Origin of the sequence: Knoellia subterranea KCTC 19937 (assembly GCF_000768685.1) — a bacterium.
GTDB lineage: Bacteria > Actinomycetota > Actinomycetes > Actinomycetales > Dermatophilaceae > Knoellia > Knoellia subterranea.
In genome coordinates this window covers 244,882-265,057 of sequence record NZ_AVPK01000003.1, presented here as the reverse complement: position 1 = coordinate 265,057, position 20,176 = coordinate 244,882, and the positions used below count along the sequence as shown (strand labels likewise).

General features: G+C 68.6%; 17 protein-coding genes and 1 pseudogene. 5 read left to right on the top strand and 13 right to left on the bottom strand.

Annotated features, from left to right (window positions below; all coding sequences use genetic code 11):
- Positions 1–25 precede the first annotated feature (25 nt).
- Positions 26–253, bottom strand: coding sequence for an LppA family lipoprotein (locus N803_RS07345; protein ID WP_169743061.1), 228 nt, complete (start codon positions 251–253; stop codon positions 26–28).
- Between the two features lie 317 nt (positions 254–570).
- On the opposite strand from N803_RS07345, the gene N803_RS07340 reads away from it, so the two are divergent.
- The 3 genes from N803_RS07340 to rarD all read left to right on the top strand — a co-directional run bounded on the left by N803_RS07340 (position 571) and on the right by rarD (position 4,539).
- Positions 571–2,439 carry a 2-oxoacid:acceptor oxidoreductase subunit alpha gene (locus tag N803_RS07340; RefSeq protein WP_035903817.1) on the top strand — a complete coding sequence of 623 codons (1,869 nt, stop codon included), beginning with the start codon at positions 571–573 and terminating at the stop codon, positions 2,437–2,439.
- Positions 2,440–2,507: 68 nt separating this feature from the next.
- Positions 2,508–3,566, top strand: coding sequence for a 2-oxoacid:ferredoxin oxidoreductase subunit beta (locus N803_RS07335; RefSeq protein ID WP_035904008.1), 1,059 nt, complete (start codon positions 2,508–2,510; stop codon positions 3,564–3,566).
- On the top strand, positions 3,538–4,539 hold the full coding sequence (rarD, locus tag N803_RS07330) for an EamA family transporter RarD (RefSeq protein WP_245617070.1): 1,002 nt from the start codon (positions 3,538–3,540) through the stop codon (positions 4,537–4,539). The genes N803_RS07335 and rarD overlap by 29 nt, the downstream gene beginning before the upstream one ends.
- A 105-nt stretch (positions 4,540–4,644) precedes the next feature.
- On the opposite strand, the gene N803_RS18255 is transcribed toward rarD, so the two are convergent.
- The 5 genes and pseudogenes from N803_RS18255 to N803_RS07310 form a co-directional block, all read right to left on the bottom strand.
- Positions 4,645–5,310 (bottom strand): endonuclease domain-containing protein, encoded by a 666-nt coding sequence (locus tag N803_RS18255; RefSeq protein WP_245617068.1) that lies wholly within the window; start codon positions 5,308–5,310, stop codon positions 4,645–4,647.
- A gap of 153 nt (positions 5,311–5,463) precedes the next feature.
- A pseudogene (locus tag N803_RS19170) lies at positions 5,464–5,511 on the bottom strand (hypothetical protein); the annotation flags it as partial.
- Between the two features lie 228 nt (positions 5,512–5,739).
- Positions 5,740–7,062 carry a D-arabinono-1,4-lactone oxidase gene (locus N803_RS07320; protein ID WP_035903816.1) on the bottom strand — a complete coding sequence of 441 codons (1,323 nt, stop codon included), beginning with the start codon at positions 7,060–7,062 and terminating at the stop codon, positions 5,740–5,742.
- Positions 7,059–8,228 carry an amino acid deaminase/aldolase gene (locus N803_RS07315; protein ID WP_052112003.1) on the bottom strand — a complete coding sequence of 390 codons (1,170 nt, stop codon included), beginning with the start codon at positions 8,226–8,228 and terminating at the stop codon, positions 7,059–7,061. Before N803_RS07315 ends, N803_RS07320 begins: the two co-directional genes overlap by 4 nt.
- Positions 8,225–9,202: a GlxA family transcriptional regulator gene (locus N803_RS07310; RefSeq protein ID WP_211253472.1), complete on the bottom strand. Its 978-nt coding sequence runs from the start codon at positions 9,200–9,202 to the stop codon at positions 8,225–8,227. Before N803_RS07310 ends, N803_RS07315 begins: the two co-directional genes overlap by 4 nt.
- Before the next feature lie 71 nt (positions 9,203–9,273).
- Here N803_RS07310 and N803_RS07305 point away from each other — a divergent pair, with 71 nt between their 5' ends.
- Positions 9,274–10,629, top strand: coding sequence for an MFS transporter (locus N803_RS07305; protein WP_084764212.1), 1,356 nt, complete (start codon positions 9,274–9,276; stop codon positions 10,627–10,629).
- A 45-nt stretch (positions 10,630–10,674) separates the two neighbouring features.
- The gene (gene ilvA / locus N803_RS07300; protein WP_035903814.1) at positions 10,675–12,213 is read left to right on the top strand and encodes a threonine ammonia-lyase, biosynthetic; all 1,539 of its coding nucleotides are present in this window, start codon (positions 10,675–10,677) and stop codon (positions 12,211–12,213) included.
- 22 nt (positions 12,214–12,235) lie between these two features.
- Here the strand turns inward: ilvA and N803_RS07295 are convergent, their stop codons facing one another.
- The 7 genes from N803_RS07295 to N803_RS07265 are packed head-to-tail and all read right to left on the bottom strand — an operon-like array spanning position 12,236 to position 20,116.
- Positions 12,236–12,883 (bottom strand): aspartate/glutamate racemase family protein, encoded by a 648-nt coding sequence (locus N803_RS07295; protein WP_035903811.1) that lies wholly within the window; start codon positions 12,881–12,883, stop codon positions 12,236–12,238.
- Between the two features lie 4 nt (positions 12,884–12,887).
- A complete protein-coding gene (locus tag N803_RS07290; RefSeq protein ID WP_035903810.1) occupies positions 12,888–13,874 on the bottom strand; it encodes a polyprenyl synthetase family protein in 987 nt (328 codons plus the stop codon).
- Positions 13,871–15,445: an NADH-quinone oxidoreductase subunit NuoN gene (nuoN, locus tag N803_RS07285; protein ID WP_035903809.1), complete on the bottom strand. Its 1,575-nt coding sequence runs from the start codon at positions 15,443–15,445 to the stop codon at positions 13,871–13,873. Before nuoN ends, N803_RS07290 begins: the two co-directional genes overlap by 4 nt.
- On the bottom strand, positions 15,442–16,995 hold the full coding sequence (locus tag N803_RS07280; protein WP_035903807.1) for an NADH-quinone oxidoreductase subunit M: 1,554 nt from the start codon (positions 16,993–16,995) through the stop codon (positions 15,442–15,444). Before N803_RS07280 ends, nuoN begins: the two co-directional genes overlap by 4 nt.
- Positions 16,995–18,947, bottom strand: coding sequence for an NADH-quinone oxidoreductase subunit L (gene nuoL / locus N803_RS07275; protein WP_035903806.1), 1,953 nt, complete (start codon positions 18,945–18,947; stop codon positions 16,995–16,997). Before nuoL ends, N803_RS07280 begins: the two co-directional genes overlap by 1 nt.
- Positions 18,948–18,959: 12 nt before the next feature.
- Positions 18,960–19,259 (bottom strand): NADH-quinone oxidoreductase subunit NuoK, encoded by a 300-nt coding sequence (nuoK, locus tag N803_RS07270; protein ID WP_035903805.1) that lies wholly within the window; start codon positions 19,257–19,259, stop codon positions 18,960–18,962.
- Positions 19,256–20,116 (bottom strand): NADH-quinone oxidoreductase subunit J, encoded by an 861-nt coding sequence (locus N803_RS07265; protein WP_084764210.1) that lies wholly within the window; start codon positions 20,114–20,116, stop codon positions 19,256–19,258. The genes nuoK and N803_RS07265 overlap by 4 nt, the downstream gene beginning before the upstream one ends.
- Between the last annotated feature and the right edge of the window lie 60 nt (positions 20,117–20,176).

Genomic DNA, 20,176 nt, shown 5'->3' with positions numbered 1-20,176 from the left:
GCACGTCACGGTCACGACCTGCGGGTCACCCGAGGTGGCAGGCCCCATCGATCGACAGGACGGTGTTGACCTTCGTCCCGATCGACAGCTCGGCACCGTCGGCGTCGTAGAGCGAGGCGACGTGGTGCCCGGGCTTGTCGACGACGAGGTGAGGGTCGCCGAAGCCACGCTTGCCAGCGACGTCCTGAACCGCCTTCCACGCCTTGGGCCAATCGGCGTCGACGATGGGACCCTTCGCGCCGCTCCGCACCACCGTCGCATCCACTGGTGCCCATCACCAGAGCCGCGACTGCCGCTGCACTCGTAACTTGCATCCGCACCTTCGTGCGCATCCTCGTCCCCACGCTCATCCCAACCCCGGACGACCACGATCGGGTGACCTTCACCCGAGGTGCGCCCATCGTCTCAGGATCCGAGGCACCCCGCCCTCGGGGACGTTCCCCACGCGATCAACACCCGTCATTGGATCGTGGACACCTCCATAGCCTTGCCTTACCTCGGTCGTACGATGGAGTGAACGGCGGGTATCACAGAATCAGGCCCGACGGACGTCTCTCGAGTCAGGTGTTCATGTCCAGCAAGACCGTTCAGAAACTCGATCGTGTGGTCATCCGATTTGCTGGGGATTCCGGTGACGGCATGCAGCTCACCGGCGACCGGTTCACGTCCGAGACCGCTGCGATGGGCAACGACCTGTCGACGCTCCCCAACTTCCCGGCCGAGATCCGCGCACCCCAGGGCACGCTCCCCGGAGTGTCGAGCTTCCAGCTCCACTTCGCCGACCACGACGTGCTCACGCCGGGCGATGCCCCCGACGTGCTCGTCGCGATGAACCCGGCGGCGCTCAAGGCCAACCTCGGTGACGTCCCGCGCGGCGCGACGATCATCGTCAACACCGACGAGTTCTCCAAGCGCAACCTCGCCAAGGTCGGCTACGCAGAGAGCCCGGTCGAGGACGGGACGCTCGAGTCGTTCCACGTCCACGCCGTGCCGCTCACGAGCATCACCGTCGAGGCGCTCGCCGAGTTCGAGGGCCTGACCCGCAAGGAGAAGGAGCGCGCCAAGAACATGTTCGCGCTCGGTCTCCTGTCGTGGATGTACACGCGTCCCACGACCGGCACCGAGGCCTTCCTCACCAAGAAGTTCGGCGCCCACCCGGAGATCCTCGAGGCCAACCTCACCGCCCTCAAGGCGGGCTGGAACTACGGCGAGACGACCGAGGACTTCGCGTCGAGCTACGAGATCGCGCCGGCGACCATGCCGGCGGGGACCTACCGCAACATCACGGGCAACACCGCTCTGGCCCACGGCCTCGTCGCCGCTGCGCACAAGGCCAAGCTGCCGCTCGTGCTGGGCTCCTACCCGATCACGCCGGCGTCGGACATCCTGCACGCACTGTCCGCCCTCAAGCGCCACGACGTCACGACGATGCAGGCCGAGGACGAGATCGCCGGCATCGGCATCGCCCTCGGCGCGAGCTTCGGCGGCGCCATCGGCGTGACGACGACGTCGGGACCGGGCGTGGCCCTCAAGTCCGAGATGATCGGCCTCGCCGTCTCCCTCGAGCTGCCCCTCGTCATCGTCGACGTCCAGCGAGGCGGCCCCTCGACCGGCCTCCCCACCAAGACCGAGCAGTCCGACCTGCTCCAGGCGATGTTCGGCCGCAACGGCGAGTCCCCCGTCCCCGTCATCGCGCCGTCGACCCCGGCCGACTGCTTCGACGCTGCCTTCGAAGCGGTCCGGATCGCGACGGCATACCGGACTCCGGTCTTCCTCCTCAGTGACGGCTACCTCGCCAACGGCTCCGAACCGTGGGCCGTCCCCGAGGTGAGTGACCTCCCCGACCTCAGCGTCGAGTTCGCGTCCGCCCCCAACGGCGTCGACGACAAGGGCGAGCCGGTCTTCCACCCGTTCCTGCGCGACCCCGAGACACTCGCTCGCCCGTGGGCCATCCCCGGGACGCCCGGTCTCGAGCACCGCATCGGCGGCATCGAGAAGGCCGACGTCACCGGCAACATCTCGTACGACCCCGACAACCACGACAAGATGACGCGACTACGCGCCGCCAAGGTCGCGGGCATCGCCGGCATCCCCGACCTGGCCGTCGAGGACCCGTCCGGCGAGGCGCGCCTCTTCATCCTCGGCTGGGGTTCGACGCAGGGCCCGATCGCCGCTGCTGTGAGGGCTGTTCGCAACGCGGGACACAACGTCGCCAGCGCGCACCTGCGCCACGTCAATCCCTTCCCCGCCAACCTCGGCGAGGTGCTGCGGTCCTACGACCGCGTCGTCGTGCCCGAGATGAACCTCGGCCAGCTGTCGATGCTGCTGCGCGCCGAGTTCCTCGTCGACGTCCGCCCCCACACCTCCGTGCGTGGCCTGCCGTTCTCCACGGTCGACCTCGCTGACGTCATCCTCACCCACCTCGAGGAGCTGAAGTGACCACCGTCGAGAACCGGACCACCCCGGACGCGACCACCACGAACGGCGCAGCCGCCCGCCCGAGCGGGCTGGCCGGCATACCGCTGCTTGCCCCTGACGCCGCAAAGCAGACCAAGAAGGAGTTCACCTCCGACCAGGAGGTGCGCTGGTGCCCGGGTTGCGGTGACTACGCGATCCTCGCGGCGGTGCAGGGCTTCCTGCCCGAGCTCGGACTCAAGCGCGAGAACATCACGTTCGTGTCGGGCATCGGCTGCTCGAGCCGCTTCCCGTACTACCTCGACACCTACGGCATGCACTCGATCCACGGCCGTGCGCCGTCGATCGCGACCGGCCTCGCGACGTCGCGCCCGGACCAGAACGTCTGGGTCGTGACCGGTGACGGTGACGCACTGTCGATCGGTGGCAACCACCTCATCCACGCCCTGCGTCGCAACGTCAACCTCACGATCCTGCTGTTCAACAACGAGATCTACGGGCTGACCAAGGGCCAGTACTCCCCCACGTCGCGCGTCGGCCAGGTCACGAAGTCCACGCCGATGGGGTCGGTCGACCAGCCGTTCAACCCCGTGTCGCTCGCGCTCGGCGCCGAGGCGACGTTCGTGGCGCGCACGATGGACAGCGACCGGCAGCACCTCACCGGCATCCTGCGCGCCGCCGCCGAGCACCGGGGCACGTCGCTCGTCGAGATCTACCAGAACTGCCCGATCTTCAACGACGGCGCCTTCGACCTCATCAAGGATCGCTCCCAGCAGGAGGCGCGCGTCGTCCACCTGCGCGACGGGGAGCCGGTGCAGGTCGGCCCCGAGGACGACCGAAAGACGTTGGTGCGTATGCCGGGTGGTCGCCTCGAGTTCGTCGCCGCCGCTTCCGTGGAGGCCGAGGACCTCGAGGTCGTCGTCCACGACGCCGGCGCCGAGGACCCGAGCCAGGCGTTCGCGTTGTCGCGGCTCGACTCCCCCGAGATGACGCACGTGCCGATGGGCATCTTCCGCTCGGTGTCGCGTCCGACCTACGACGACGGGGTGCGGGCGCAGGTTCGGTCCGCCATCGACACGGCTGGCGGACCGGCGACCGACGATGACCTCGCGGCGCTCCTCCGTGGCCGCGACTCCTGGACGGTCGCGTGACCCGACGGTGACTCCGCTGGAAGGTGACGACAACGAGGTTCGCCGCGGCACGGCATACGCGTTTGCCGCCTATGGCATCTGGGGCCTCTTCCCGCTCTACTTCCACGCGCTGAAGCCGTCGGGTGCGTTCGAGATCTTCGCGCACCGGATCCTCTGGACGCTCGCGTTCTGCGCGCTCGTGCTGCTCGTGCGGCGCGACCTGCGATGGGTGCGCTCGGTCGTGCGGCGGCCGCGGCTGGCCGGTGGGCTGACGCTCGCGGCCCTGCTCATCGCGGTGAACTGGGTCGTCTACGTCCTCGCCGTCCTGACCGGGCGGACGTATGCCGCGGCACTCGGCTACTTCCTCAACCCGATCGTCACGGTGGGGTTGGGAGTCGTCGTGCTGCGCGAACGGTTGCGGTCGCTCCAGTGGGCGGCGGTCGTCGTCGGTGCTTTGGGAGCCGTGTATTTGGCCGTCGCGGGTGGCGAGTTCCCGTGGATCGCACTGTCGCTCGCGTTCACGTTCGCGTTCTACGGGCTGGTGAAGAAGCGGATCGGCGCGTCGCTGGATGCGATGCATTCGCTGGCTGCGGAGACGACGGTGCTCGCGCCGATTGCCGTGGTGGTGCTGTTCGTGCTGGCGGGGCGCGACTCGTTGACGTTCGGGTCCGAGGGTGGCGTGCACACGGGGCTGCTCGTCGCTGCCGGTGTCGTCACCGCGATCCCGTTGCTGTTCTTTGCCGCTGCTGCTCGGCGGGTGCCGCTCGTGACGATCGGGCTGGTGCAGTTCATCACGCCGGTGCTGCAGTTGCTGTGCGGCGTCCTGCTGCTCGGGGAACATGTGTCGGGCGCGCTGTGGGTTGGCTTCGGCATCGTCTGGGTGGCCTTGGTGCTGCTCACCGTGGACTCCGTGCGCCAGGCCCGGGTCGTCCGGCGTTCGCGTCGGGTGGCCGGGCGCGACCCCGAGCTCGCCACCACCGAACCCTGCCCCTGACCCGTCCCAACTTTCCCGCCTGAAGTGGGTTTCTCTCACTTCGCTTGATCGCCGCGGTCAAGCGAAGTGAGAGTTTGATGCAGCGCGCGCAGGTCAGTCGGTCAATCAGGCGGCGTCGCGGATCGCTGCCTGCACCTTGGCCGCCACGGCTCCGGGCCTCTCAAGGTCGGCCCAGGTGAGCCTGACAACTGTGTAGCCCAGTCGGCGCAGTCGATCCTCGCGCGTCTTCTCCGCCCAGAGCACTTCAGGATTACCCGACTCGAACTTCACCTTTCCATCGAACTCGACGATGACCTTCGTTCCCTCGACAAGGAAGTCCACGCGCCCGACGAGCTTCCCGAAAGCGTCCTTGATCTCGACCTGAGGCGTCACCCGAATGCCGGCGAGTTCCAGGGCAATCCCGCACCGTGACTCGCCAACGGACTCTCGCAGGCCGGAGCACAGAGCGAGCATCGAGCGAGCCTTGTGTGCGTCGGGCCAGTTCTCCACTCGCTCTACGGCACCCTTGAGCTCGTCCTGGGTGACCTTCTCGCGGCGCAGCGCGTCGTCGGCACTGACGACGCCGGCCTCGATGCCGTGGTCCATCGCCATCTGCACGAGAGCGTCGGCCGGAGTAGCGGCCTTGCCCCACGGGGAGTCGCCAACCTCACCTCGCATCGGTCGGACACGCAGTCCGCGCACGCCCGTAGATCGACTGATCGGCCGGAAGACCTGGGGTTTGGTCAGATCACACCCCCACACGGCGATGTCATACGCAAGCACAGCGGTCACGCTGCCCAACATTGCGTCGGGGTAGATCAGTTGCGCCCCGCGTGCCAAATGGTGATGCCAAGCCAAAGGTGAGGATTCATCGACAAGGTCGGAGACGGCATACAGGGATCTCATGGGATGACGGAGCTCCTTGTCGACGACGGCGCGGGCAAGCGCCGATTTGTCCATCCCGAGGCGGTGGGCCTGTTCCGTGGTGAACATGCCGTGCTGCCCGGCGGCAAGGTTGAGGAGAAGCGGTTCGAGTGAAGTCATGCGACGACTGTGACCGCGCCACCGTTGAGGCCGCTCCCCCCTGAAGCGAATCTGTGGACAACTCGGGACGCTCCGTCTGGCTGTGGATAGCGCCAGGCTGGATCAACTTCTCACTTCGCTTGACCGCGGCGATCAAGCGAAGCGAGAGAAACCCACTTCAGGCGGGAAAGTTGGGGCTCAGGGGGCGAGGATGCGGGCGAGGTGCTCGTTCCTGAACCGCCGCTCGGGGTCGACGCGGTCGCGGACTCGCTGCACGTCACCGAACCGCGGATACAGCCTGGCAAAGTCCTCAGCCACCAACGTGTGCAGCTTCCCCCAGTGCGGCCGCCCCTCGTGCTCGCGCACGATCGCCTCGAACGCGGCGAACACTCCCCCGTCGTCCATCCGGTGGTACTGATGCACCGCGACATACGCGTTCTCACGCTCGTATGCCGTGGAGAGCCACACGTTGTCGGCTCCCGTCGAGCGCACCTCGACGGGGAACGGCAGCGACACGTCGTGGCTGTCGATCCAGGTGCGCAACTCCCCGACGACAGCCGACAGCGAAGCGGGCGGGACGGCATACTCCGACTCCCGGAAGCGGACATCTCGAGAGGTGCAGAACACCTTCCACGACGTGTCGGTGTACTCCTTCGCCCCGAGGACCCGCGAACTCACGGCGTTGAGGCGCGGCACGACCCCGGGCCGCAAGGCCGCCACTCGGTTGAGCCCCTCGTAGACGGTGTTGCTCAGCAGTTGCTCGTCGAGCCACTCCCGCCAGCGAGGCTGCGGCTGACCGGGATCGTCCGCGCCAACCCGCGAATTGCGCTTCAGGAGAACGCGATCCGTGTGCGGGAACCAGTGGAAGTCCACGTGGTCGTGCTCCGCAACGAGGGCCTCATAACCGTCGAGCACCTCCCCCAGTCGCGCGGGCGACTCAAGCGCGCGCAGCCGGAACGCCGGCACGCACTGCAACTCCACCTCCGTCACGACCCCGAAAGCGCCCAGACCAACTGTCGCCGCCCGGAACAACTCCGCATCGTCCCCGACCGACGAATCCCCAACGGAGACAACGGATCCATCGGCGAGTACCAGCGTCAGCCCGGTCACCGCCGCCGCGATGCCCTGCAACCGCACACCCGTCCCATGCGTCCCCGTGGCGATCGCACCAGCGATGGACTGCCGGTCGATGTCACCGAGGTTGGGCAGCGCGAGGCCGAGCCCGTCGAGGAGCGGGTTGAGGACGTGGAGAGGCGTTCCACCGGCGACGCGCACGCGCCCACGTGCGCGGTCGACGTCAAGGATCCCCGACAGGTGGGTGAGTCGCAGCAGCGTCCCGTCCGTGGCCACGAGCGGCGTGAACGAGTGCCCGGCGCCGACCACCCGAACGCGCTCACCCCGGTCGGCGGCGCGCTGCACCGCGTGAGCGACTTCCTCGACGGATCGGGGCTCGTGGACCCGGGAGGGTGACGCCGTGACATTGCCGGCCCAGTTGCTCCACGATGGGGCGGTGGTGCTCATCCGAAGTTCTGTCCTTCTCCGCGGTAGCTCGGGACGGTCTCCACGAGCCGCCCCCGGTCAACGAGGTGCACGAGGTCGAACCGCTCGAGCAGCTCCCCCGCCTTCGCGCCGCGCATCCACACGCGATCGCCGAGGGCCAGGCCATCCGCGGCCCGACCCCGCAGCGGAGTCTGCACCTCGCCGGCGGCTTCCGTGCGGATCAGCTTGAGGGCTCTTCCGACGGGGCTGGGTACGCGCGTCCAGCCGGGTTCGCCGCTGGCGACATAACCGCCGCTGTATGCCGTCACGATCCCCTTCCCGGGTCGCCTCACCACCGGGAGGGCGTAGGTCATCGCAGGCCGCGGGCTGAAGTCGTCGTAGGCGTCGAAGAGGGTCGGTCCGTAGAGACCCGACCCCGCCGCGAACTCGGTGAGGCTGTCGGCCGCGGCGAGGCGTCCGAGGCTGCCCGTGCCGCCACCGTTGACGAACTCGAGATCCGTGAGAGCACGGACGGCCTCGACCAACGGGGCACGGCGTTCGGCGAGAGAAGCGAGCGATCGCTGCTTGAGCTGCCGCAGGTGCGGACCGCGATCGGGCAGTCCGGCCACCTGGGCGTCGTAGAACATGAGCCCGACGACTCGCAGCCCAGCGTCGAGCCCAGCCCGGGTCACGGCGAGGGCGTCGGCCGGAGTGCGGAGCGGGGAACGCCTCACCCCGAGGTGGAGGGCCTTGATGCGCAGGGAGCAGTCGACGTCGAGCGCGACTCGCACGCCACTGTCCGCGCCGAGCAGGTCGGCGAGGAAGCGGACGTGCTCCACGCTGTCGACCGCGAGGGTGATCTCGGAGCGCAGCGCCTCGTCCTCCGCGACCGTCCGGATCCACTCCGCGTCCACGCTCGGGTAGGCCACGAAGACGTCCGTGAAGCCCTGGCGAGCGAGCCACACGGCTTCGGGGACGGCGTACGCCATGATCCCGGCGAAGCCGGGTCGGTCGAGGACGCGACGCAACAGCGTCCGACAACGCACCGACTTGCTCGCGACGCGAATCGGACGCCCGGCGGCACGCCGCACGAGGTCGTCGGCGTTGGCGTCGAACGCCGCGAGGTCGACCGTGACGAGCGGAGCCGGGAGGCCCGCAGTCGCCGACTCGAGAGCGTCGATGTCGACGAACGGTTGCGAACGGCTCATGCGGTCCTGCTCTCGCTCGTGCCGCGGAAGGTGCGACGGTAGGCGTTGGGTGAGACCCCCAGCGTCGCAGCAGAGTGCTTGCGGAGCGAGGCGCCGGTGCCGAAGCCCGTTCGTGTCGCGACGACGTCGATGGTGAGATCCGTTGTCTCGAGCAGGTTTTGGGCCTCCCGCATGCGCTGCTGCGTGACCCAGATCGCAGGGGTCAGGCCCGTCTCCTCGCGGAACCTGCGAGCGAACGTGCGCTCACTCATCCGGGCACGCCGGGCGAGGACGGGCACGGAGAGGTCGGCGCCCAAGTGGCTCACGGCCCAGGCCCGAACGCTCGACGTGGAGGCGTCGTCGACCACCGGCACCGGTCGATCGATGAACTGCGCCTGCCCCCCGTCGCGCCACGGCGGCACCACGCAGTAGCGCGCGACATCGTTGGCGACGACGGAACCGTGATCGCGGCGCACGAGGTGCAGGCAGAGATCGACGCCGGCAGACAGCCCGGCGGACGTGAGGACGTCCCCGTCGTCGACGAAGAGCACGTCCTCGTCGACCTCGACCTGCGGATAGAGGGAGTGGAAACTCTCGGTGTGCTGCCAGTGCGTCGTCGCCCGGCGCCCGTCGAGCAGACCGGCCGCCGCGAGGACGAACGCACCCGTGCAGATCGACACCATTCGCGTGCCCGGGCGGATGGTCGCCAACGCGGCCCGGAGGTCGTCGGAAAGGTGCCCATTGTGCCGAGGGTCGGCAATCCTCGTCCCGGGCACGATCACAGTGTCAGCGATCGCAAGGAGAGACGAATCGCCGTGTGGCACAACGGCATAACCCGTCGTCGTCTGGACCGGCCCGCCATCGAGAGACGCCATCCTCACGTCGTAGAGCGGCTGTCCCGCGACGTCCTGGGCCGAGCCGAGGACGGCACTGGGGATCGTCGCGTCGTAGCCGACGAGTGGCGCGAGGAGCAGCACAACCACACGATGTGTCATGGCAGAATCTTTGCACATTGTGGCATTTCAGCCACTAGCCCTAGCGGGCGATCCTCGGCGAGGATCGCGGGGTGACCGACGATCTGGCCCTGACGAGCGACGCCTCGCGCGACCCCTTCATCGGCGACCCGCCGCGCCGGCCGATCCACCGCGCCTGGATCGTCGCCGCCGTGACGCTGGGGGCGCTCGTCGCCGCCGCCGCGTTCCGGTCGTCGACGGGTGTCCTCATGGAGCCGGTCGAGCAGGAGTTCGGCTGGTCGCGCGCCACGACATCGGGCGCGGTGAGCCTCAACCTCATCATCTACGGCCTCACGGCCCCGTTCGCGGCAGCCCTCATGGAGCGCTTCGGCATCCGCCGCATCGTCACGATCTCCCTCATTGCCGTGGGCCTCGCGAGTGCGGCGACGACGTTCATGACCTCGCCGTGGCACCTGTGGCTTCTCTGGGGCTTCGTCATCGGCATCGGGACCGGGTCGATGGCACTGGTCTTCGGCGCGATCGTGGCGAACCGCTGGTTCCACTCCCACCGGGGTCTCGTCACGGGCATCTTCTCGGCGGCCAACGCCACGGGTCAGCTCATCTTCCTCCCCGTCATCGCCTGGGCCGCCACCCAGCACGGGTGGCGGTCGGCTGCCATGGTCGTCGCCGGACTGGCCCTCGTCATCGCCGTCCTCACCGGACTCTTCCTCTCCAACCGCCCCGCGGACCACGGACTGCTGCCCTTCGGGGCAGCCGAGGGGTATGCCGTGGAGTCGCCCGAGCCTGCGGCCGGCGGGAGCGTGGTGGTCCAGTCTCCCACTCGCCTCGCCTTCTCCGTCCTCGGTCGGGCCTCACGGACCTGGACGTTCTGGGCACTGCTCCTGACCTTCTGGGTGTGTGGCTGGTCGACGAACGGCCTCATCCAGACGCACTTCATCCCGGCAGCCCACGACCACGGCATGGGGACGCAAACCGCCGCCGGGCTGCTCGCACTCGTGGGCATCTTCGACATCGCCGGGACGATCGCCTCGGGGTGGCTCACCGACCGGGTCGACTCGCGGATCCTGCTGGCGATCTACTACGGCGGGCGCGGCCTGTCGCTGTTGGCGATCGACGCGGTCCTCGGGCCGGACGTGCAGCCGGGCCTCTGGGTCTTCATCGTCTTCTACGGACTCGACTGGGTCGCGACCGTGCCGCCGACCGTGGCCCTGTGCCGCCAGCACTTCGGGATCGAGGACTCCGGCATCGTGTTCGGGTGGGTGTTCGCCTCGCACATGGTCGGGGCCGGAGTCGGCGCCTCGATCGCCGGGTGGGTCCGGACCGAGTCGGGCAGCTATCACTCGGCCTGGCTGCTCGCCGCGGGCCTCTGCCTCGCCAGCGTGTTCGTCGCACTGTCCATCCCCAAGCACCGCGACAGCACCGACAGAGAGACAGCCCTGTCTCGGTAGATGGGCGGACTGTCTCGCGAGGCGATCTCGCGGTTGGCTTGTCCCATGTCCACGCCCGAGCCCTCCGGACTCACGAACGGATCCGAGCACCTGCGGGCGGTGCTGCGCGCGCCCGTCTATGAAGCCGCCATCGTCAGCCCGCTCGAGCCCATGGAGTCGCTGTCCGCACGACTCGGCAACGTCGTCTCCGTCAAGCGGGAGGACCGGCAACCGATCCACTCGTTCAAGATCCGCGGCGCCTACACCCGGATGCGCGCGCTCGACGAGCACGCGCGGGCGCGTGGGGTCGTCACCGCCTCGGCCGGCAACCACGCCCAGGGTGTCGCCCTGTCCGCCTCGATCCTCGGTGTCGACGCCGTCGTCGTCATGCCCGTGACGACCGCCCCCATCAAGGTCGACGCGGTGCGCGCACACGGCGCCGAGGTCGTGCTCATCGGCGACACCTTCGACACCGCCAAGGCCGAAGCGCTGCGCCTTGCCGACGAACGCGGACTCACCTACATCGCACCCTTCGACGACCCCCTCGTCGTCGCCGGGCAGGGCACCATCGGCCTCGAACTCATCCAGCAGGACGCCCACCTCGACCGCGTGTTCGTCCCCGTCGGCGGCGGTGGACTCGCCGCCGGCGTCGCCGTCCTCATCAAGAACCTCATGCCCGCCATCAAGGTCATCGGCGTCGAACCTGCCGATGCCGCATGTCTCAGTGCCGCCCTCGACGACGGCGCGCCCGTCGAGCTGCCCGAGGTGAGCCGCTTCGCCGAAGGAGTCGCGGTGAAGCGCATAGGCGACCTCACCTTCGACCTCTGCCGCCGCTACCTCGACGACGTCGTCACCGTGGATTCCGACGAGATCTGCGCGGCCGTCAAGGACATCTTCGAGGACGTGCGAGCCGTGGCGGAGCCGGCCGGTGCCGTGGCGCTCGCGGGACTCAAGAAGTACACGGAAGCACACGGCATACGCGGAGAAAGACTGGCCCACGTCCTCTCCGGCGCCAACGTCCCGTTCGACACCCTGCGCTACATCAGCGAGCGTGCCGAGATCGGCGAGCACCGCGAGGCCCTCTTCGGTGTGACGATCCCCGACCGGGCCGGCGCCTTCCTCGAGTTCTGCGACGTCCTCGCGGGGAGGGCCGTCACGGAGTTCAACTACCGTTCGGACGGCACCGACCGCGCCCGGATCTTCGTCGGCGTGAGGCTCTCCGGTGGCGCGGCCGAGGGGCGCGAGATCCACGGCAACCTCGCCGCCGCCGGCTACGAGGCCGTCGACCTCTCCGACGACGACACCGCGAAGACGCACGTGCGCTACATGATCGGCGGCCGCTCCCCCGGTGGCGACGAGGAGGTCTACAGCTTCGAGTTCCCCGAGCACCCGGGCGCACTCGCTCGCTTCCTCGGGGAGCTCGGCACCCAGTGGAACATCACGATGTTCCACTACCGCAGCCATGGAACGGACTACGGCCGAGTGCTGTGCGCCTTCGAGGGGGTGCGGGACGACCCCGAGTTCGCGGCCCACGTGGCGAACCTCGGCTACCCCTGCCAGGACGTGTCTACGTCCCCCGCCCTGTCGTACTTCCTCTTGCGCTGACCGGCGGCCTGCCTCCAGACCCTCAGGTCGACGCGTCCACCATGGCGGCGGCGTGGTCCACCGCAGTCGTCGGGCTCGCCAGAGCCGGCACCGCGAGGTCCCGCAAGAGGTCGAGCGCACCCAGCATGCTCGCCTGCGCGAGGACGACGACGTCCGCGCGCGCTGCCACGTCGCGTGCGGTCTCGGCGACAACCGTCAGGTATGCCGCGTGGTCGCCTTTCTCGAAGAGGTCCCAGGCGTCTTCGGCCAGCTCCACCAGGACCTCGATCTCACGGCCAGCCACAGCAGCCTCCTCTCGGAGGAGGTCCACCGTCGGCTGGACGGTCGACTCGAGCGCCACGACGACACCGACACGAGCGCCCAGGGCCACCGCGCGTCGCGCCATCGGCCGGTCCACGCGGAGGACCTTGGGCTCGGCACGGAGCCCTTCGGCGATCGCGCCGATGGTCGAGCACGTGCAGACGATGACGTCCGCGCCCCGCTCGCGCAGGTCCCGGACGTGCGCCGCGACGACCTCAGCGACGGCTGACGGGCTCGCGGCGCGGGCCAGGGTGAGGGCGTCCTCGTCGACAACGTGGAGGGTCTTCGCCTCGGCCGAGTGCTCTTGCGTGAGCCGGTCGAACGTGGGGACGTGAACAGGCGAGGTGTGGAGGTAGCCGATCGTCCCCATCGGGTCAGGAGGCGCGGTGGGTGACCGACGTGGCCAGCGCGAGCAGCGCAGTCTTGGCCTCGCTGTCGGGCAGCCCCGCCAGTGCGTCCTGGGCCTGTTCGCCGACAGCGCGCGTCTCGTCGCGGGCCTGGGCCAGCGCCGGGTGGGCTCGGAGCAGACCGAGCGCCTCGGCCAGGTCGGCGTCGCCGGAGAGGTCCGATCGCAGCAACTCCTGGAGGCGTGCGTCCTCGGGTGCAGTCGATGCGAGGGCGTGCAGGACGGCGAGCGTCCGCTTGCCCTCGCGCAGGTCGGTCCCGGGCGTCTTGCCGAGTTCCTCGGCGCTGGACTCGATGTCGATGAGGTCATCGGCCAGCTGGAAGGCCATCCCGAGCCGCTCACCATAGACACGCATGGTCTCGACGACGTCGGACGAGCAGCCCGAGAACATCGCGCCGTAGCGGGCTGCCGTGGCGATGAGCACACCGGTCTTGTCCCGGAGGACCCGAAGGTAGTACGCCGAGGCATCCTCACCCTCGGGCGCCTGGCGGTCGTCACGGATCTGGCCCGTGCAGAGTCGGATGAAGGTCTCGGCCTGGATGCGGACCGCTTCGGGTCCCAGCTCGGAGACAAGTGCCGACGCATGACCGAACAGCAGGTCACCCACGAGGATGGCGGTGGAGTTGTCGTATGCCGTGTTGGCCGTCGGCGTTCCGCGGCGCAGCGCCGCCTCGTCCATGACGTCGTCGTGGTAGAGCGAGGCAAGGTGGGTCAACTCGACCGCGGCCGCCGCCGTCACGACGTCGTCGTTGACGCCGTCACCGAGTTCGGCCGCAAGGATCGTGAGCATCGGCCGGAACCGCTTGCCTCCCGCGCGGAGCAGGTGCACGTTGGCCTCCGCGATGAACGGGTCCTCGTGGTCGATGCGCTCCTCGATGAGGGCCTCGACGCGGGCCAGACCAGCGGTGAGCCGTTCCTGAAGCCCGGCCGACACCTCGGGCAGGGCGAGCGTCACTGGATGAACTGCGACACCCGACCGGCAAGGTCGAGGATCGGGCCCGGGATGACACCGAGGATGACGGTGCCGAGAGCCCCGACGGTGATCGCGATGGTCGACGCGATCGACGGCGTCAGAGCGACGACGTCGTCACCCGTGGGCTCGGTGAAGTACATGAGCACGATGAGCCGGAAGTAGACGAAGGCCGTCACCGCAGAGGCGAGCACACCGACGACGACCATGATGATCCCGGCGAGGCCACCGTGCGAGATCGCGGGCGCGAAAGCCGCGAACTTCGCGGTGAAGCCCGACGTCAGAGGAATGCCGGCGAACGCGAGGAGAAGCAGCGCGAAGATTCCGGCGATGACCGGGTGCTTGCGGCCAAGGCCGGCCCACTGCGACAGGTGCGTCGCCTCGGATCCACCGGAACGAACGAGGAAGACGATGGCGAAGGCGGCGATCGTCGCCAGACCGTAGGCGGCGAGGTAGAACATCACGCCCGTGACGCCCGTGACATCGAACGCCAGGACACCGACGAGGATGAAGCCGGCGTGCGCGATCGAGGAGTACGCGAGCAGGCGCTTGATGTCGGTCTGCGTGACCGACAGAACGGCACCGACGACCATCGTGAGGACGGCGATCGCCGCCACGCCGAGGCGCCACTCGAGCCGGGATCCCTCGACGCCGACATAGGCCAGGCGCAGGATCGCGCCGAAGGCCGCAAGCTTCGTCGCCGCGGCCATGAACCCGGTGACCGGCGTGGGCGCGCCCTGGTAGGCGTCCGGGGTCCACGAGTGGAACGGCACGGCACCGACCTTGAAGAGCAGGCCGATGAGGACGAGGACGACACCGGGGAGGAGCAGGCCCTCGTAGGCGCCGTCGGCCGTGCTGATCGCCTGGGCGATACGCACGAGATCGGACGAACCGGCATACCCGTAGAGGAGGGCGGCACCGAAGAGGAAGAACGCGGACGAGAACGCACCGAGCAGGAAGTACTTGAGCGACGCCTCCTGCGACAGCAGGCGGCGGCGGCGCGCGAGTCCGGTCAGGACGTAGAGCGGCAGCGACAGGACCTCGAGCGCGACGAACATCGTGATGAGGTCGTTGGCGGCGACGAACATGAGCATGCCGAAGACCGCGAACATCGTCAGTGGGAACGCCTCGGACGTCGCGAAGCCGGCGCGGTCGGCGGCCGACTCCGCCGGGGAACCGGGCGTTGCCGCACCCATCGGGGTGAACGCGTCGGCCGATCGGCCACCGAAGCGTTCGGACATGGTGAGCACACCGAGGATCGCGAAGATCAGGAGCGTGCCCTGGAGGAACAGCGCGGGTCCGTCAATGGCCAGCGAACCGCCCACGGTCACCGTGCGGTGATCGACCGACACGAGGACGAGGACGGCGAACGAGGCGACGAGCGCCACGAGGGCCAGGCCCACCTGGATCGCGTGCCGCTGCGTGCGCGGCGCGAAGGCCTCGACGAGGACACCGATGAGCGCGGCGGCAACGACGACCAGCATCGGCGCGACGGCCGAGTAGTCGACCTTGACGGCCTCGAAGGCCGTGGGCAGCGTGGTCAGGGCGGCGGTCACTTGTCACTCCCGGTGGCGACGTTGGTGGGGTGGCTCGGGGCCGGATCGGTGACGCCCACGATCTTGAGCGTCTGCTCGACCGCCGGGTTCACGAGGTCGAGCACCGGCTTCGGGAAGAACCCGAGCAGCAGGAACGAGGCGATGATCGGCGCCACGACGACCTTCTCGCGCACCCCGAGGTCACGCGGCGTGCGGTCTGCGGCGAACTCCGGACGCGGGCCAGTGAAGACCCGCTGGTAGGTCAGCAGGATGTAGAGCGCGGCGAGCACGATGCCGATCGTCGCGATGGCAGCGACCCACTTGTAGCGCTGGAACGTCCCCGCGAGGACGAGGAACTCCGAGACGTAGCTCGACAGACCCGGGAGCGCGAGCGAGGACAGACCCGACACGAGGAAGGTTCCGGCGAGGACCGGCGTGACCCGCTGCCAGCCGCCGTAGTCGGCGATCCGCTGCGAGCCGTGGCGCGAGATGAGGAACCCGGCGAGCAGGAAGAGCCCGGCCGTCGAGAACCCGTGGTTGATCATGTACAGCGCCGAGCCGCCGCCGGCCGTCGTCGTCATGGCGAAGATGCCCATGACGATGAAGCCGAAGTGGCTGATCGAGGTGAAGGCGATGAGCCGCATGATGTCGCGCGAGCCGATGGCCAGGAGCGCGCCGTAGATGACCGAGATGACGGCGAGGGTGAGCACGACGGGGGTCGCCCACTTCGAGGCCTCCGGGAAGAACCCGAGGCAGAAGCGCAGCATGCCGAAGGTGCCGACCTTGTCGAGGACGCCGACGAGCAGCACGGCGGTCGCGGGGCGCGACTCGGATGCCGCGTCCGGCAGCCAGGTGTGGACCGGCCACATCGGCGCCTTGATCGCGAAGGCGATGAAGAAGCCGAGGAACAGCCAGCGCTGCGTCGCGGTCGATCCGCCAACAGCACCCTCGAGCGCCTCGTAGAGGAAGCCCTGTTCCCCGCCCGGGCCCTGGAAGTACAGCGCGATAACGGCGACGAGCATGATGAGCCCGCCGACGAGCGAGAAGAGGATGAACTTCACGGCGGCGTACTGGCGACGCGGCCCACCGAAGAGCCCGATGAGGAAGTACACCGGGATGAGCATGGCCTCGAAGAAAACGTAGAAGAGGAAGACGTCGCGCGCCGCGAACACACCCACCATGAAGGTGAGCAGCACGAGCATGAGCGCGAAGTAGGTCTTCTCGCGCTTCGGGTCAGCGTCCTCGCCAAGATCGTTCCAGGCCGCGAGCAGGCAGATCGGCGTGAGGATCGCCGCCATGACGATGAGCGACAGCGCGATGCCGTCGACACCGAGGGCGTAGGAGACCCCGAACTGCGGGATCCACGAGTGCGTCTCGGTGAGCTGGTAGCGGTCACTCGAACCCGAGTCGAATCGGGCCCACGCGAGGAGCGCCAGCGCCAGCGTCAGCAGCGAGACACCCAGGGCGATCGGCTTGGACAGCCTGGACGACGCGTTGGGAAGCAGCCAGATGACCGCCGCGCCGACGAGCGGCACGACCAGCATCAGGGTGAGCAGGGGCAGGCCGGACATCAGTTCATCACCCACAGTGCTCCGAGGACGGCGACGACACCGGTGAGCATCGTCAGGGCATAGGACCGGGCGTAGCCGGTCTGGAGGCGGCGCAGTCGCGAGGACAGCCCGCCGACGGAGGCGGCGAGGGAACCGACGACCCCGTCAACACCCTTGCCGTCGGTGAAGACGAGCGCGCGGGTGAGGTGCGTGCCGGGCCGCATGAAGAGGCCCTCGTTGATGGCGTCCTGATAGAGGTCCGCGCGGGCGGCCTGCGTGAGGAGCGAGCCTCGTGGCGCCGTCTCCGGGACGTCGTCGCGCCAGTAGAGCATCCAGGCGTAGGCCGCGCCGCCGGCAACCAGCAGCAGCGTCAGGACCATGATCACGGGGATCGGGAGCACCGGGTGCTCCTCGCCGTGGCCACCCACGATCGGCTCGAGCCAGTGCGAGAACATGCCGCCCCACGAGAGGACGAGTCCGAGGAGGCCGGAGCCGACGGCGAGGACCATCATCGGCACGGTCATCGTGAGCGGGGACTCGTGCGGGTGCACGCCGCGCTCGGCGTCCTCGTGCTCGTCGACCCAGCGCTTTTTGCCGTGGAAGGTCATGAAGAACAGGCGCGACATGTAGAAGGCCGTGATGCCCGCACCGATCATGGCGGCACCACCGAAGACCCATGGACGCCAGCCCTCGCCGATGAACGCGGACTCGATGATCTTGTCCTTGGACCAGAAGCCGGAGAACGGCGGGACACCGAGGATGGCGAGCCAGCCCAGACCGAACGTGACCCACGTGATCTTCATGTAGCCGGACAGGCCACCGAAGCCGCGCATGTCGACGCGGTCCTTCATGCCGTGCATGACCGAGCCGGCTCCGAGGAACATGCCGGCCTTGAAGAAGCCGTGGGTGATGAGGTGGAAGATCGCGAACGCGTAGCCGACTGGGCCGAGGCCGGCGGCGAGCATCATGTAGCCGATCTGCGACATCGTCGAGGCGGCGAGGGCCTTCTTGATGTCGTCCTTGGCGCAACCGACGATCGCTCCGTAGAGCAGGGTGATCGCGCCGACGATGGCGACGGCGAGCTGCGCGTTGGGGGCGGCGTTGAAAATGTCGTGCGAGCGGACGACGAGGTAGACGCCGGCGGTGACCATCGTCGCGGCGTGGATGAGCGCGGACACCGGCGTGGGGCCGGCCATCGCGTCACCGAGCCAGGACTGGAGCGGGAACTGCGCCGACTTGGCGCACGCGCCGACGAGGAGCAGCAGGCCCAGGGCCGTCATGGCCGTGGAACCGGCCTCGGCCGCACCGGCGTGGACGGTCGCGAAGTCGACCGAGCCAAACGTGAAGAACATGAACATGATCGCGATCGACATGCCCACGTCACCGACGCGGTTGACGAAGAAGGCCTTGTTGGCGGCCGTCGCGTATGCCGGGTTGTGGTTCCAGAAGCCGATGAGCAGGTACGAGGCCAGACCCACGCCCTCCCAGCCGACGAAGAGCAGGAGGTAGGAGTCGGCCAGGACGAGCAGCAGCATCGAGGCGACGAACAGGTTGAGGTAGGCGAAGAACCGGCGACGGTCGCTGTCGTGCTCCATGTAGCCGATCGAGTACACATGGATGAGCGACCCGACGAACGTGATGAGCATGACGAAGGCGATCGACAGCTGGTCGATGAGCAGCCCAGTCTCGAGCTGGAACTGGCCGGCGGGCACCCAGTTCCAACCGCCCACGTGCATCGCACGTTCTTCGTGCCCGCGCCCGATCATCGCGATGAGCATGAGGAAGCCGAGGACGAAACTGGCCCAGGACAGCGCCGTGGCGAGGAAGTGACCCCACGCGTTGGTGGCCTTGCCACCGAGGAGGAGGATCGCCGCGCCGAGGAGCGGAAGGGCGATGAGAAGCCACGCGTATGCCGTGAGGCCGGTGGCCGCGGCCACCTCACCTTCCGCGGCGAACAGTGCCAATGAGTTCACGAGTGCGGCCCCTTAGAGCTTCAGCAGGTTGGCATCGTCGACCGAGGCCGAACGGCGGGCACGGAAGATCGCCATGATGATGGCGAGACCGACGACGACCTCGGCCGCGGCGACGACCATGACGAACAGGGCGATGACCTGCCCGTCGAGGTTGCCGTGCATGCGGGCGAAGGTGACGAAGGCGAGGTTCGCGGCGTTGAGCATGAGCTCGACACCCATGAACACGACGATCGCGTTGCGACGGGTCAGGACCGTTGCGCCGCCGATGACGAACAGCAGCGTCGCGAGGTAGATGTAGTTGATCAGGCTCACGACTTGTCCTCCTGGTCAGCGTCGGTGCGAGCGTCAGAGTCGGTGCGGGCGGCAGCGCCGTCCCCGTCGTTGAGAGCCTCGACCGACCACCGCGCGTCACCCACCTCGCGCTCGATCTCGCGCTCGGCCTCGACCCACGGCGTGGCCGAGCCGACCTGGTCGCGGGCGGTGAGGACTCGCGAGATGGACAGGTCGCTGGGCGTGCCGTCCGGCAGCAGGGCCGGCGTGTCGACGGCGTTGTGGCGGGCGTAGACACCGGGGACCGGGAGGCCGGCCAGGTGCTCGCCGCTGCGGACGCGCCGCTCGCTCCAGGCCCTCTGGTCGGGGCGCTTGCCGAGACGCTCACGGTGGGCGAGCACCATCGCAGCCAGGGCTGCGGTGATGAGCAGCGCCGACGTGGCCTCGAAGACCCAGACGTAGCGGCCGAAGATCAGTTCGGCGACACCGGAGACGTTGCCCGTCTCGCCGTTGACCGACTTGAGCCGGTCGGCGGGGGCGTCGCCCACCGTGATCCGACCGATGGCACCCATGAGGAGGGCGCCGAGACCGAGCGTCAGCACGACCGTGGCGGCGCGCTGGCCCTTGAGGGTCTCGACGATGCTGTCCGAGGAGTCGACGCCCACGAGCATGACGACGAAGAGGAAGAGCATCATCACGGCGCCGGTGTAGACGAAGATCTGGATGACACCGAGGAAGTCGGCGTCCTGGGCGAGATAGAAAACGCCGAGGATGATCATCGTCAGGGCCATGCCGAGGGCGGCGTGGACGGCCTTGCGGGCAAAGATCAGGCCCATCGACGCGAGGACCGCGAGGGGGGCCAGGATCCAGAAGAGGACGGCTTCTCCTGTGCTGGTCATGCGAGGACCCCCTGAGGACACGAGCGACGAAGGAGTGAGGCCCGGAAGGGCGACGAGCAG